The 13534-nt window shown below is 59.9% G+C and carries 14 protein-coding genes and 4 tRNA genes; 1 reads left to right on the forward strand and 17 read right to left on the reverse strand.

The window, feature by feature from the left end; translation table 11 throughout:
- Positions 1 to 112: 112 nt before the first annotated feature.
- The 5 genes from QNI81_RS08705 to QNI81_RS08725 form a co-directional block, all read right to left on the reverse strand.
- Positions 113 to 508, reverse strand: a complete 396-nt coding sequence (locus QNI81_RS08705) for an acyl-CoA thioesterase (RefSeq protein ID WP_005622856.1) — start codon at positions 506 to 508, stop codon at positions 113 to 115.
- Positions 509 to 654: 146 nt separating this feature from the next.
- Positions 655 to 731, reverse strand: a tRNA-Asp gene (locus QNI81_RS08710).
- A gap of 85 nt (positions 732 to 816) precedes the next feature.
- Positions 817 to 893 (reverse strand) — tRNA-Asp (locus QNI81_RS08715).
- Between the two features lie 82 nt (positions 894 to 975).
- Positions 976 to 1052: transfer RNA gene (locus QNI81_RS08720), tRNA-Asp, on the reverse strand.
- Between the two features lie 155 nt (positions 1053 to 1207).
- Positions 1208 to 1861, reverse strand: coding sequence for a winged helix-turn-helix transcriptional regulator (locus QNI81_RS08725; protein ID WP_283966254.1), 654 nt, complete (start codon positions 1859 to 1861; stop codon positions 1208 to 1210).
- Between the two features lie 98 nt (positions 1862 to 1959).
- Between QNI81_RS08725 and QNI81_RS08730 the strand changes: the two genes are divergently transcribed.
- The gene (locus tag QNI81_RS08730; RefSeq protein ID WP_283966255.1) at positions 1960 to 2685 is read left to right on the forward strand and encodes a DUF1428 domain-containing protein; all 726 of its coding nucleotides are present in this window, start codon (positions 1960 to 1962) and stop codon (positions 2683 to 2685) included.
- Positions 2686 to 2826: 141 nt separating this feature from the next.
- On the opposite strand, the gene queF is transcribed toward QNI81_RS08730, so the two are convergent.
- The 12 genes from queF to ugpA form a co-directional block, all read right to left on the reverse strand.
- Positions 2827 to 3291 (reverse strand): preQ(1) synthase, encoded by a 465-nt coding sequence (gene queF / locus QNI81_RS08735; protein WP_283966256.1) that lies wholly within the window; start codon positions 3289 to 3291, stop codon positions 2827 to 2829.
- 16 nt (positions 3292 to 3307) lie between these two features.
- On the reverse strand, positions 3308 to 4015 hold the full coding sequence (gene queE, locus QNI81_RS08740; RefSeq protein ID WP_283966257.1) for a 7-carboxy-7-deazaguanine synthase QueE: 708 nt from the start codon (positions 4013 to 4015) through the stop codon (positions 3308 to 3310).
- Entirely contained in the window at positions 4012 to 4365 is a 354-nt protein-coding gene (gene queD / locus QNI81_RS08745) for a 6-carboxytetrahydropterin synthase QueD (protein ID WP_168576636.1), read from the reverse strand. Before queD ends, queE begins: the two co-directional genes overlap by 4 nt.
- The gene (gene queC / locus QNI81_RS08750) at positions 4365 to 5066 is read right to left on the reverse strand and encodes a 7-cyano-7-deazaguanine synthase QueC (protein WP_126137261.1); all 702 of its coding nucleotides are present in this window, start codon (positions 5064 to 5066) and stop codon (positions 4365 to 4367) included. The genes queD and queC overlap by 1 nt, the downstream gene beginning before the upstream one ends.
- Positions 5067 to 6283: 1217 nt before the next feature.
- Positions 6284 to 6359: transfer RNA gene (locus QNI81_RS08755), tRNA-Val, on the reverse strand.
- A 78-nt stretch (positions 6360 to 6437) separates the two neighbouring features.
- Positions 6438 to 7013, reverse strand: coding sequence for a histidine phosphatase family protein (locus QNI81_RS08760; RefSeq protein WP_283966258.1), 576 nt, complete (start codon positions 7011 to 7013; stop codon positions 6438 to 6440).
- A 75-nt stretch (positions 7014 to 7088) separates the two neighbouring features.
- The gene (locus QNI81_RS08765) at positions 7089 to 8735 is read right to left on the reverse strand and encodes a Na/Pi cotransporter family protein (RefSeq protein ID WP_283966259.1); all 1647 of its coding nucleotides are present in this window, start codon (positions 8733 to 8735) and stop codon (positions 7089 to 7091) included.
- Between the two features lie 56 nt (positions 8736 to 8791).
- On the reverse strand, positions 8792 to 9694 hold the full coding sequence (locus QNI81_RS08770) for an HAD-IIA family hydrolase (protein WP_283967877.1): 903 nt from the start codon (positions 9692 to 9694) through the stop codon (positions 8792 to 8794).
- 14 nt (positions 9695 to 9708) lie between these two features.
- On the reverse strand, positions 9709 to 10653 hold the full coding sequence (locus QNI81_RS08775) for a glycerophosphodiester phosphodiesterase family protein (RefSeq protein WP_283966260.1): 945 nt from the start codon (positions 10651 to 10653) through the stop codon (positions 9709 to 9711).
- Entirely contained in the window at positions 10650 to 11705 is a 1056-nt protein-coding gene (locus QNI81_RS08780) for a sn-glycerol-3-phosphate import ATP-binding protein UgpC (protein ID WP_283966261.1), read from the reverse strand. Before QNI81_RS08780 ends, QNI81_RS08775 begins: the two co-directional genes overlap by 4 nt.
- Positions 11706 to 11714: 9 nt before the next feature.
- Positions 11715 to 12566 carry a sn-glycerol-3-phosphate ABC transporter permease UgpE gene (ugpE, locus tag QNI81_RS08785; protein ID WP_283966262.1) on the reverse strand — a complete coding sequence of 284 codons (852 nt, stop codon included), beginning with the start codon at positions 12564 to 12566 and terminating at the stop codon, positions 11715 to 11717.
- Positions 12566 to 13447 (reverse strand): sn-glycerol-3-phosphate ABC transporter permease UgpA, encoded by an 882-nt coding sequence (gene ugpA / locus QNI81_RS08790; RefSeq protein WP_126137268.1) that lies wholly within the window; start codon positions 13445 to 13447, stop codon positions 12566 to 12568. Before ugpA ends, ugpE begins: the two co-directional genes overlap by 1 nt.
- Positions 13448 to 13534 lie beyond the last annotated feature (87 nt).

Consider the following 13534-nt stretch of genomic DNA (forward strand, 5'->3'; position numbering starts at 1 on the left):
TTGCGGGGGCATTCAGCGCCCCCGTCTAAGCCGTAAGGACAGCCCCCGACCTAGGGAGAGGGCTGTCCGACCTAATGATCGGACGATACGATCATTAAAATAAGCGCGGCTCTTATTCCTCCGCGCGCAGCACCGGTCTTGGGCGCGCGTGGTCGTCCAGCGCCACAAAGGTAAAGATCGCTTCGGTCACCTGCTGGGTCTCTTCCTGATGACGGGCCCGCCGCCACGCACGGACCCGTATTCGCATCGAGGTCCGCCCGATCTTTAGCATCTCCGCATAAAGCGAGACCTCATCGCCAACCAGAACCGGGCGGTGAAACTGGATCTCTTCGACCGATACGGTTGAGGCCCGTCCTTTTGACACCCGCGCGGCAATGGTGCCTGCGGCAAGGTCCATCTGGCTCATCAACCAGCCGCCAAAGATATCGCCCGCCGGGTTGGTGTCGGTCGGCATCGCAATCACGCGGATTGTGGGTTGGGTTTCAGGAGGGCTTTCTGGCAAAGACATGGGTTGGCTCTCATCTGTGAACGGATGGCTGGGGTCATCCCCACTGTGTCGCCAGCGCCCGCACAGGAAAAGGCAAAACCGCAGTGATCGCGCGTTGAGGCATCAAATGCCTATGTTTTGAGAGCATTAAAGTGAAAGGGTGAAAGTGGCGCGGTTGACGGGGCTCGAACCCGCGACCCCCGGCGTGACAGGCCGGTACTCTAACCAACTGAGCTACAACCGCGCATTTTCAGTGCTGACCTCGGCCAGCGAGTTCCCTCCGGGACGGTCCTGATGCCTTGTGACAGGCCCCACAGGCGGGGTGAAAGTGGCGCGGTTGACGGGGCTCGAACCCGCGACCCCCGGCGTGACAGGCCGGTACTCTAACCAACTGAGCTACAACCGCACTTTCATTGCTGGCCTCAGCCAGCAGGTTCCCTCCGGGACGGTCCTGATCCTCCTAAGAGGCCCCTCAGGCAGGGCAACAGTGGCGCGGTTGACGGGGCTCGAACCCGCGACCCCCGGCGTGACAGGCCGGTACTCTAACCAACTGAGCTACAACCGCTTGCTGTTGCGTCCAACACCGTGGCTGAACGTTGGGGTGTAATATTCGCAGGTCGCGGGGGGCGTCAAGCGCAGAAATGCCATTTTCCGGGCTTTCCACTGAAAAAAATGGCAGTTTTGAATAAGAGACTGAAAATCTTGGAGAATACCCCGCGATCAAGTCTTTCCGAGCTGAAACAGCGCCAGAAACTCCTGCGCGGCCTCCATGTCACCGCTGACAGTGACCATATTGGCCGCCACAAGGTCCGGCAGCGGCCTTGCACCATAGACCGCTGCCGCCATTGTGTTCCCCGTCCCCGTGATCACAAACGGGGCCTGCGGTGGGATCACAAAGCGGGTCTCAAGAGCCGCGCCGTCCAGACGCATCTCAAACGCCTCATCGGTGAAATCAAAGCCAGCAGTCAGGCAGCAGCCCGTGGCGCGCTCCTGAATCAGGTTCACCCCCATGGAGATCATCAGGGCAGACGGGCTGATAAACCGCGACGGATCATGTCCGGGCATCATCAGCGCCCAGCGGCACAGGGATTCCAGCACCGGCAGCAGGCCCCGCCCCTGCCCGCTCAGGGAATAAACCCCAAGCCGGCTGTCATGCAGCACCACGCCGATTTCCACCAGTTGCGTCAAACGTCCGGTGAGCACGCTCGCGGTGATCCCCGGCAGACCGGCGCGGATCATCTGGAACCGCTTGGGCGTAAACATCAATTCGCGCACCACAAGCAACGCCCAGCGGTCGCCAATCAGGTTCAGGGCATGCGCCGCAAGGCAACCTTCGTCGTAGCGCACACGTTTGGATTTTGCCTGTTTAGTCATTTTTTTATACTGTCAGTTGTTTTTTCATACTATCGCTGACACGCTAGACTCGCAAGCAGGGATTCGCCTGCCTGTTCTTTTTTGAGAGGTGATAAAACATGAGCTATTACACAGGTGCGCTGGTCGCGGTTCCGACGGCCAACAAGGACAAATATCGAGAACATGCCAAGGCCGCCTGGCCGCTGTTTCGCTCCTATGGCGCCTTGCGCATGGTGGAGACCTGGGGCAGCGATGTGCCAACTGGAAAAGTCACCGATTTCTATCAGGCCGTAGCCGCGCAGGACGATGAAACGGTGGTGTTTTCCTGGATGGAATGGCCCGACAAGGCGACTGCGGATGCCTCATGGCAGAAGATGGAAAACGACCCCGCCATGAAAGATCTGCCTGAGATGCCCTTTGACGGCTCTCGCATGATCTTTGGCGGCTTCTCCCCGCTCTTTGCGGCCGGCGACACGCCCGACACCGGCTATTACCAGGGTTTCCTGCTCGCCGTGCCCGAAGACAATAAATCGCAGTATGAGGCCATGATCGAACCGATCTGGCAGATGTTCCACAGCGGTGGTGCGTCTAGTATTACCGAAGTCTGGGGCACAGACATCCCCAAAGGCCAACGCACCGATTTCTTCCGTGCAACCAAGGCACAGGACGGTGAGGTTCCGGTCATCGGTTGGACCACATGGCCGGACCGGGAAACCTATCTAAACGCCATCAAAATGATGAATGAGGACAAGGACAATCCCGACATTCCCGAAATGCCTTTTGACGGCATGCGCATGATGTGGGGCGGGTTTGAGCCTCTGCTTGACTATCGCGCCGCAACCTGACCGCTCCGTGCTGCCCTGCGCCGCCCTTCTGTAGGGCGGCGTTTGCATTTTCATATCAAAAGGCCCGACCACGCAACTTGCACAAACCGCGCCCGCCGTTGGTACGGTCTGTCCGCTGCGCGTAGGGCCAATGTGCAACCCTCAGCCGCGGCCTCGGTAAGGCGGCACGCCTTGATCGGGGATCCATACGCCTTCCGGCAGTGGTCCGGTCTGCCAGAACACATCGATCGGGATGCCCCCGCGCGGATACCAGTAGCCACCAATCCGCAACCATTGGGGGGCGAGGAAATCGGCCAGACGGCGCGCGATAGAGATCGTACAATCCTCGTGAAACGCACCGTGGTTGCGAAATGATGTCAGGAACAGTTTGAGCGATTTCGACTCGACGAGCCAAGGACCGGGAACATAGTCGATCACCAGATGGGCAAAGTCCGGCTGACCGGTCATTGGACAGAGCGAGGTGAACTCGGGCGCGGTGAAACGCACGTTATAGGCCACATCAGCCTGCGGATTCGGCACGCGCTCAAGTTCCGCCTCTTCGGGGCTGGCGGGGATGCGGGTCTCGCCGCCGAGTTGCTTGAGGTTGCTGTAGATATCTTCGGACATCAAAGTCTCCATCACGTCAGACACCGCGCTTATTGCCCCAGATCAGGACATGCAGTTGCGGCAGGATACGGGGGGCGAACCAGCCATCGGCCATCGCTTTTTCAGTAAGCCAGCCGAGACGGTTGGCCAGTGTTTGCAGGTCCACCGGGGTTGCGGGATCCACCTCGGGATTGCCGGGCTGAAGATAGAGGGCAAGATCGCTGTGATGTCTGTGGACCTCGCGCGCCCACTGGTAGTCGGTCTCGTCGAATATCACGATCTTCATGACCTGCTGTCGCGCGCCAGCACCGATGGTGCGGCAGCTGTCGAAGGCATCCCAATCCACGTTCTCGCCGCTTGATGGCGGCTTGGGCGACAGGACCAGCGTGTCGAGATCGGCAAACCACGGCCGGGCGATAGAGCCTTGGGTTTCACAGGCAAACCGGTAGCCAGCCGCCCTGCCCTTGGTGATGAGCGGGCCAAAATCCTGAATGGCCGGATTGCCCCCGGACAGCGACACCGTCAGGGGCTGCCCGCTCGAGAGCTTGTGTACCTTGGCCCAGACAGCATCGGTCTCCATCGGTGCCCAGCTATGGCGATACTGGCTCTCTACCGCATGCAGGCTGTCGCACCAACTGCACCGATAATCACACCCGCCAGCACGAACAAAGACTGTGGGCTCTCCGATCAACGCGCCCTCGCCCTGAATGGTCGGGCCGAATATCTCGGCGATACGCAGGGTCATGGCCGGTATTCCGCCCATGTTTTTGGCGTTTCGCTGACCAGCACGGCACGGGTCTCGGGCCAGCGCGCGGCGCACCAGTCATGGAAATGTTTCGCCATGTTCTCCGCCGTCGACGGGCCCTCCAGCACATCGTTCAGATGCCGGTGATCGAAGGTGTCATCGATATAGGTCTTGAGTGGCTTCAGATCGTGGTAATCGCGCACAAACCCGTCAGTGTTGAGGGTTTCGGCGGCCAGTTCGACCACCACGATATAATTGTGCCCATGCAGACGCGCGCATTGGTGGTCGTCCGGCAAATGGCTCAACTGATGGCTGGCCGAAAAGTGGAATTCCTTACGAATGCGAAACATCAGCTTTCCCCTCGCGTGGCAAGCGCCGTGGTCCAATACTCCGGGTCAGCATAGGTGGTAGGGTCATTGACCCCGGCCAGATGAAAGGCCTCACGCCGCTCCACACAGGTGCCGCAGCGCCCGCAGTGGAACGCGCCACCTTTGTAGCAAGACCACGTCTCGGCAAAGGGCGTGCCATGCTGTGCGCCCTGACGGACGATCTCGGCTTTGCTGTGTTCAACAAAGGGCGTGTGCAGCCGGACATCGGCATACCCCTCCAACGCCGCCTGCTGCATGGCGTCGAAAGCGCGCGTAAAACCGGGACGGCAGTCCGGGTAGATGAAGTGATCGCCGCCATGCACGGCGGTGGCCACGGCCGCATCACCTTGCGCCGCAGCGATGCCAAAGCCGATCGACAGCATGATCGCATTCCGGTTTGGCACGACGGTGATTTTCATCGTTTCTTCGGCGTAATGCCCGTCAGGCACGTCGATATCGTCGGTTAAGGCGGAGCCTGTCAGCGCTCCACCGATGCCGCGCATGTCGATCAGGTGGAACGGCACGCCGAGCCGCTTGGCAGCCGCTTCGGCAAAGTCGACCTCCTTGCGGTGACGTTGGCCATAGTCGAAGGAGACCAGCCGGGTGAGCTGATGCTCATTGGCTGTGATATGCGCAAGCGACACGGAATCGAGTCCGCCTGAGCAGATGACAAGTGTTTTCATTCTGGGGCCCTTGTTTTGATGTCCGGGTAGGCTGCGACCGGATGGCGGGGCTTATTGCAGATCTCGCACAGATTGCAAGCGGCGCTGGTTCTGGATCAGGATGTTCTGGGATCAAACACCCGGTGCATAAACACAGTTGCTAGCCAATCGGCGACCCGACGCCGCATGAGGATTACGACACGCCAACCTTCGCTTACGATGCAGCCACAAACATCACAGGTTTGAAGGGCTGCGGGAAAACCGGGCTTTTGCTGCAACTGCGCCAATGGCCGCGTTGGCAGACGCAGAAAGGCTTGCGAATTTTTTCACAGTCTTGCGATCACCCGTCCCGATCTTGAGGTCATCAATTCAGTTGAGATCGATAGAGTTTCCGACGTTATTCGCATATGTTATCAGACGATGCGCGAAGCGAGAATTGCCGCAATCCTCCGATCTTTCCAGTGCATCGTGGCGCGCCTTCAGCATCTCGACACAGCGCCACAGGCCTGAGGATTGCTCCGGTCGGATCAGTGGTTGCTTCGCTGGCTCGCAATACCAAGTAGCTCTCGCCACCCACCTGCTCAGACGCACCGTCTAGCAGGAGCATCGGACCTGATTGATCCGCAAAAATGCGTGGCGCGGGCCCTTGTCCGCCGCCAAAAGTCAGGTCTCCATCAATCACTTCAATAACTGTCTCCCAGCAAGGCCCGTCGCCGATCTGCAAATATGCTGGCGTCTCTTGATCCATTGACCGGCTAAGAATTGAAATCAAATTCTCGGTCGCCTGAGAGTTTCCTATTTGTGCGTTCGCCGCACCAACCATCACGAAGATAAATAGCAAAGATCGCATATTGAGGTGGCCCTAATTTAAAGCAACTTGGTTGGCGACCTTGATACGGGTAGCTACATTTCGGACGACATTGGCCAAACGTAAAGTCGTTGTCTACACGCGTTCGTTGGATTTTCCCTGCCATCAGGAAGCAGTCCCTCGCGCAAAGCGCAGCATTTGTCAAACTCGGCTCGAAACTGCCTTACAGCGATCCAATTTGATTGACTATCAAGGACTTGTTCAAGCTGCCGCTTTGACAAACGACCGGGATGGTTGCCAGCCTGATGAAGCTGGCCGTCAGGCCTCAGGCACGAGTTCGCAACACCGCCAAGCGTAGGCTTGCGTGCCGCGTTATAGGCTCAATTATTTTGCGCACACGTCGCAAAGTTGACCTGAAGCTTTGAGGATATGGTGGGTCGTGAGAGGCTCGAACTCCCGACATCTTCGGTGTAAACGAAGCGCTCTACCAACTGAGCTAACGACCCGGTGAGCGGGGATTTAGAGAATGCTGAGGGAAAGTGCAAGAGGGCATCGCAAGGTTTTTTGAGAAAATGTGACAGCCTTCAGCGCAACACGGTTTCGCGCCCCTCTTCAAGCACATAGACACAGCCCTGTTCATTGGGCAGGGCCGCCATCTCGTCACGCTCCAGCCCGCATATCAAGCCGCGCACCACCTGCCCCAGCAGCCCATGCGCAACCAATACGGTTGGGGCCTCCAGACGCTGCAAGAGGCCCAGAATGCGGTCGTGCAGCGCGGCAAATCCCTCGCCTTCGGGCGCGGCGCAAAACAGATCGAGGTGGGTGTCAACGCGGGCATCGATTTCAGGATAGCGCGCGGCGATTTCCTGAAGGGTAAGCCCCTGAAACTGGCCTGCATAGACTTCTGCCAATGCAGGCTCAGTCACAAAGCTCTGCGCGCCAAGTGCGATACGCGCCGTGTGCTGGGCGCGGCGCAGCGGCGAAACAAGACAGGGCGGCCGCTGATCGCGCAGAATAGGCGCCATCAAATCCGCCTGCCGGTGCGCATGCGCGATGCCCAATTCTGTCAGATCAGATTCCAGTTGCCCCTGCACGCGCTGTTCAGCGTTCCATTCGGTCTGACCATGCCGCAAGAACCAGATCTTGGGGAAATCTCTCATTTTCAAATCCTTATTGAATGCACACCACGCAGGTCCGCGCCCGTTCCAGCCCGATATCAAAAGGGCTGCCGATTGTTACCCTTGTGAGGACAAACGGCTTGAGAGCAAATCACCAGATTCATCGAGGATCGGATAGCCTGCCATCGCAAAGGAGGTATTGACCTGTTTCAGAATGCGCAAGGTTTCCTGATGAATGGCGCTGGTCTCAATGCTTTCGCTCACGCCTTCGCGCAGGCGTGTCAGGTGTTTGCTTTGTAGTCTCTGCTCTGCGGTGCGGATGCTTTCCTTCTCCGCAACCAGCTCGCGTGCATCATCAGGGTTGCGCGTCATCATCACCGTCAGCGCCAGTTGTACATTGGCCTGAATGCGGTCCATAAAGTCGTCGATCTCCTGCTTGCCGCTTTTGGAAAAGCTGATCCCCTCATGCGACAGTTTGCGGGCCAGATCGGTCATTTTTCGCGCCACCTGATCGGCGGCGGCCTCAAGGTTGGCCGCCATCAGCGACGCCTCAATCGCGCCATTGACGGCACTGTCATCCAGCTTGTGACGGTTCATCCCCGCCAAATAGAGTTTGAGGTCCAGATGCATCTGTCGCAGCGCTTTGTCCTCGTCACGGATCGCATTGGCGACCCGGTCGTCCCAGACCTCATAAAGGCCCATGGCGGCGACCAGCATTTTCTCGATGACCTCCCCCATCCGCAACAGTTCCCGCGCAGCGCAGCCAAGTGCGCGCGGCGGGTCTTCAAGGGAGGCGGGGTCCAAGGCACTCATCCCGCGCCCCAGCGACTGAACGTTGGGATCACGCATCACGCCTTTGCTCATACGGGCAATGATGCCGACAAACGGCAGCGCCAGCAGGCACAACGCAAGGTTAAAGGCCAGATGCAGCCCCATCACCTGTACCGCCGCACCCTGCCCCAGCCATGTGGGATCAAGCGCATCCAAATTGAGCGCAAGCAGCACAGCCAAGGCGCCACCACCGCGCAGCGCGAGATTGGCGCTCACGATACGGCGGGCGCGCACATCGGCCGCCAAAGTCAGCACAAATGCGATCATGGCGCCACCAAGGTTGGCCCCAAGAACCATTGCCATCGCTGCCATCGGCGGCAGCGCCCCCTGCGCCACCATGGTTACAAACAGCAGGATGGCTGCAACGCTGGAATGCACCACCCACGCAAAGACTGCACCCAGCAGGAAGGCGGTCAGCAGATCACTGTCGAGATAGCCAAGGACGGCCACTGCGCCGTCGCTCTGGATAATTGGTGCCGTGGCCGTGCGCAGCATATCAAGCGAGACAAAGATCAGCGCAAGTCCGATCAGGATGCGGCCAGTCTGGCGCAGCTTGCGCTGGTTGCTGCGCAAGAACAGGGCGACCCCCAGCAGCAGCAGTGCAGGCACCAATATACCGGGACGGGCCAGCAGGATCTGCGCCACCAATGCGGACCCCAGATCCGCACCGAGCAGCATCGCCACCCCTACCGCTGCACTCAGCGCGCCTTTGCTGGCAAAGTTTGAGACCAGCATCGCAACGGCAGTAGAGCTTTGTAGCAGCATGGCCGAAACCAGCCCCGAGATCGCCGCCAGCAGCCGGTTATCCGACGCCCGCCTCAGGCCTTGTCTGAGTTGCGTGGCAAACGCCCGCTCCACACCGGTGCGCACCAGTCGCACCGCCCACAGCAAGAGCGCTGCCGCGCCCGCGATCTGTATCAAAAATGCCGTCAATCCTGTGTTCCGCCCTCGCGTGTGGTCGAACTTTCGCCCGACGTTTTTTGACGAGATTACGTCGTTGCGACGATCCAGCTTGGCCGAATTGCGCTCTTCTCTATGTAAGGCGCGACATCATGACCGCTGAACAGCCCGTGATCGGTGATCAGAATAGATCCGATCCCCGCCGCAGCGCCACCCAGCACATCCGTGTGCAGCGTATCCCCCACCATTGCGATACGGTCGCGAGGAATGCCCGCCAGCCGCGCCAACGCGGTGTCAAAGGCATTGCCGAAAGGCTTGCCAAAGAACATGGCTTTGCCGCCGGTGCGTTCAGTGATGTCATGCGCAATGAGGCCCGGCTCCAGCGACAGGCCCTCTTCGCGGGGGGCCACCAAATCAGGGTTGGCCACAACCAGCGGGCGCGGGTTTTCCAGCAGCGCGTCGGTCAGCGCCTTTGTGTCGACCGCATCCCAGCGCGCGGATGACAGCAGCAAAAAGCCCCCGGCGGTGCGAGCCAGGTCCGGGTTATCCGCGAGATGTGCAATCTGCACGCCCGAGGGCGCATCACTAAAGTCATCTTCCGGGGCCGCTGCCGCAGCCCAGCAAGTGCCCTCGGGCAGCCTCGGCAGCCCAGCAAAGGCCACGTCGCGGCTGGAAACCACCTCGGATGCAGTGAAATCAAAGCCAAGCCGGTGATATTTGGCCAGCACCTCTGCGCGCGTGTAGCTGGCGGCATTGGTCAGCACCACCAGCCGTTTGCCCAGGGCGCGCAGTGCTGCCATGCGTTCGACCGCGCCGTCGATGGCGGTCTCGCCTCGGTTCAGCACGCCAAAGGCATCCAGAATATAGGCATCATAGTCATCGACGGTATCGCCCAGATCCCGCCCCTCATGCGACGCAGCGGCAAAACGTGCATCCGGCAGTGTCGCGCGCACGCTCTCATATCGTTGAAACGCCCAGTCGGTGCCGATCATTGTGCTCATATCTCTCATGTCGCGATGGCGGGTGTCGGGACACGTTCGCTCCAGCGCAGGCCGCGCTCCAGCAAGAGACGCTGCACCCGGCCGGGATAATCCGTCACGATCCCATCAACACCCGCATCAATCATCGCTTCGATATCGGCGGTCTCATTGACAGTCCAGACAGTGACCGGAAGCGACAGCGCGCGGGCCTGTGCCAGCAGCTCCGGGGTGACGTCCTGAAACCACGGACACCACATCTGACCCCCGGCTTTGGCGACCACTTCAGGCAGGGCAATCACATCGGTAACACCTGCTGGTTGCTCGCCTTCTGTTCCGCGCGGGGCCTCGGACAGATAGGAGGTTGGCATCTCCGGGGCCTGACGGCGGCATTCGTCCAGAAGCGCCCAGTCAAAACTATGCAGCGCAGTGCGCGCGCTCAGCCCATGGGCGCGCACGACCTCCACCACCGCCGAGACCTGCTGCACGCGGATGGCGGCAATATTCGGATCGCTCAGATCGGTCTTGAGCTCCAGCAGCAGAGCAACATGTTCATATTGCGGCTCTTTCACCAGCGCGCAGAGATCAGCAAGCGTGGGGATACGGACCCCGCTCAAAAACGCCTGATCAGGGAACCGCCGCCCATAGGTGGACCGGCTGTCGAGCCCGCCCACATCGAGGCGGCGCAACTCGCTCAAGGGCAGATCCGCGACCTGAATGTCGTCCTGTGCGATCCAAGCGCCCCCGGCATCGCGCACCGCCGCTGGCGACAGCGCGTGATTGTGGGTGATCACCGGCACGCCGTCCGAGGACAGCACCACATCGAACTCCAGCGCGTCGACGCCGATATCGAAGGTGAAGCGAAAGCCCTCCAGCGTGTTTTCAGGCATGACACCACGGGCGCCACGATGGCCGATCACTCGGATCAGCCCGGCTTCGCCACGATAGGCGTCGATTTGGGGAAAATGACTCATGCGTCCACTCGTTTACCGGTCTGCGTGTCGAACATATGCAGATGTTCTGGCGCAATGGCAAAGCGCATCAGCGTTCCGGGCGCTGCGGATACGTGACCGGGCATGCTGGCCACACATTCCACATCAGTGCCGCTCAGATGGCCATGCAGCAATGTGATCGCACCCAGTTGTTCGCAAAGCTGCACATTGATCTCGATGGGACCCGTCTCATCGGCGATCAGGTGTTCCGGACGCAGGCCCAGCGTCACCCCGCCCGAAGCGGTGCCCCCACCCGCAAGGCGCGCGCCATTGGCCAGCGTCACCATGCCCGAGGCGACCTCGGCAGGCAGGAAATTCATCGACGGAGAGCCGATGAAGCCCGCAACAAAGAGCGTGGCGGGGCGGTCATAAAGTTCAATCGGCGTGCCGAACTGCTCGACATAGCCGCCATTCAGCACCATCAGCCGGTCGCCCAACGTCATCGCCTCCACCTGATCGTGGGTCACGTAGATCGAGGTCACGCCAAGGCGCTGTTGCAGCTTGCGGATCTCCAGACGCATCTGCACCCGCAGCTTGGCGTCGAGGTTCGACAAGGGTTCGTCAAACAGGAACACCTGCGGATCGCGCACGATGGCGCGCCCCATGGCGACCCGCTGCCGTTGCCCGCCCGACAGTTGCCGGGGCTTGCGATCAAGGTAGGGCCCGATTTCGAGGATTGCCGCGGCTTCTTCAACGCGGCGGTTGATGTCGACCTTGCTGTTGCCGCGGATCTTCAGGCCGTAGCCCATGTTTTCACGCACCGACATATGCGGATAAAGCGCGTAGTTCTGAAACACCATCGCGATGTCGCGGTTGGCGGGTTCCAGGTTATTGACCACCCGGTCGCCGATCTGAATGTCGCCGGAGGTCACGGTCTCCAGCCCCGCGATCATCCGCAGGAGGGTGGATTTACCGCAGCCCGACGGGCCGACGATGACGACAAACTCGCCATCGTTGATCGCGCCGTCGATGTGATGCAGGACCTCGGTGTCACCGTAGGATTTCACCAGATCCTTGAGGGTAATGCTTGCCATGTGGGATGCCTATTTATCTGTCTCGGTGAGGCCCTGAACAAAGAGCTTCTGCATTGCGATGACGACAAAGACCGGCGGGATCATCGCCAGAAGGGCCGTCATCATGATGATGTTCCATTGCGGGGATTGCTCTGCCGCCTCCAGCATCTGTTTGATGCTCATGACAATGGTGGTCATGTCGGTGTCGGTGGTGATCAGCAGCGGCCAGAGGTACTGGTTCCAGCCGTAGATGAACAGGATCACAAACAGCGCCGCGATATTGGTGCGGCTGAGCGGGATCACAATGTCCCAGAAGAACCGCATCGGCCCTGCCCCGTCGATCCTTGCGCTTTCGAGCATCTCGTCCGGGATGGTCAGGAACACCTGCCGGAACATGAAGGTCGCGGTGGCCGAGGCGATCAGCGGCACCGACAGCCCCCAATAGCTGTTGAGCATGCCAAGATCCGCGACCACCTCAAACGTGGGCAGGATGCGCACCTCGACCGGCAGCATCAGGGTGATGAAGATCAGCCAGAAGAACCCCATGCGGAACGGGAACTTGAAATAGACGATGGCAAAGGCCGAGATCAGTGATATCGCGATCTTGCCCAGCGAGATCATCATCGCCATCGCCAGAGAGTTCAGAAGCATCCGCCAGACCGGGGCAATCTCGGTGCCCGACAGGCCGGAGCCCCAGAGCGTTTGCTGGAAGTTCTCCCAGAAATGCCTGCCCGGCAAGAGCGGGATCGGCGCTTGAGTCATGCGCACTGCATCATGGGTGGCGGCCACAAAGGTGATCCAGATCGGCAGCGCCACGATGGCAATGCCGAGGATCAGGACGATGTGGCTGACGATGTTCAGGATGGGTCGATTTTCAACCATCAGTACTGCACCCTTCTCTCGACAAAGCGGAACTGAACCACGGTCATGGCAATGACCAGCACCATCAGGATCACCGACTGCGCGGCAGAGCCCCCCAGATCAAGGCCAACAAAGCCGTCGTTGAACACCTTGTAGACGAGGATGGTGGTGGAGTTTGCAGGCCCGCCCTGCGTCACCGCGTGGATGATGCCGAAGGTCTCGAAAAACGCATAGACCGCGTTGATGACCAGCAGGAAGAACGTGGTCGGCGACACCAGTGGGAAGATGAAATCCTTGAACCGGCGGATCGGGCCTGCGCCATCAATGGCGGCGGCCTCGATCACCGAGCGCGGGATCGACTGCATCGCGGCAAGATAGAACAGGAAGTTATAGGCGATCTGCTTCCATGCGGAGGCAAAGACCACCAGCGCCATCGCCTGATTGCCGTTCAGGTAGTGGTTCCAGTCCACGCCGACAAAATCGAGGATATAGGGAAAGATCCCCAGCGTCGGGTTGAACATGAATACCCACAGCGCACCCGCCAGAACCGGCGCCACCGCGTAGGGCCAGATCAGGAGTGTGCGATAGGCCGTCGCCCCGCGCACGACCCGGTCGGCAAAGCCCGCAAGGATCAGCGCCATCGACATCGACAGGATCGCCACGGCAGCGGAAAAGAAAATCGTGCGGCCAAAGGTGGCCAGATAGATGTCGTCCTCGAACAATAGCTCGAAGTTCTCGAACCAGACGAATTCGGTCGACAGACCAAAGGCGTCCTCGATCAGGAACGACTGATAGACCGCCTGACTGGCGGGCCAGATGAAAAACACCAAAGTGATCGCGATTTGCGGCGCGACCAGCAGGTAGGGCAACAGGGATGCGGGGAAATGGACGCGTTTCAGCATAGGCGCCTCGGGGTCCTTTCTGGAAAAGGATAAAAATCGGCCCTCCCCGGCCCTGCATCACTGCAAGACCGGGGAGAGTCGTGGGCG

It is taken from the genome of Tritonibacter sp. AK171, from assembly GCF_030127025.1.
GTDB classification, from domain to species: Bacteria; Pseudomonadota; Alphaproteobacteria; order Rhodobacterales; family Rhodobacteraceae; genus Epibacterium; species Epibacterium mobile.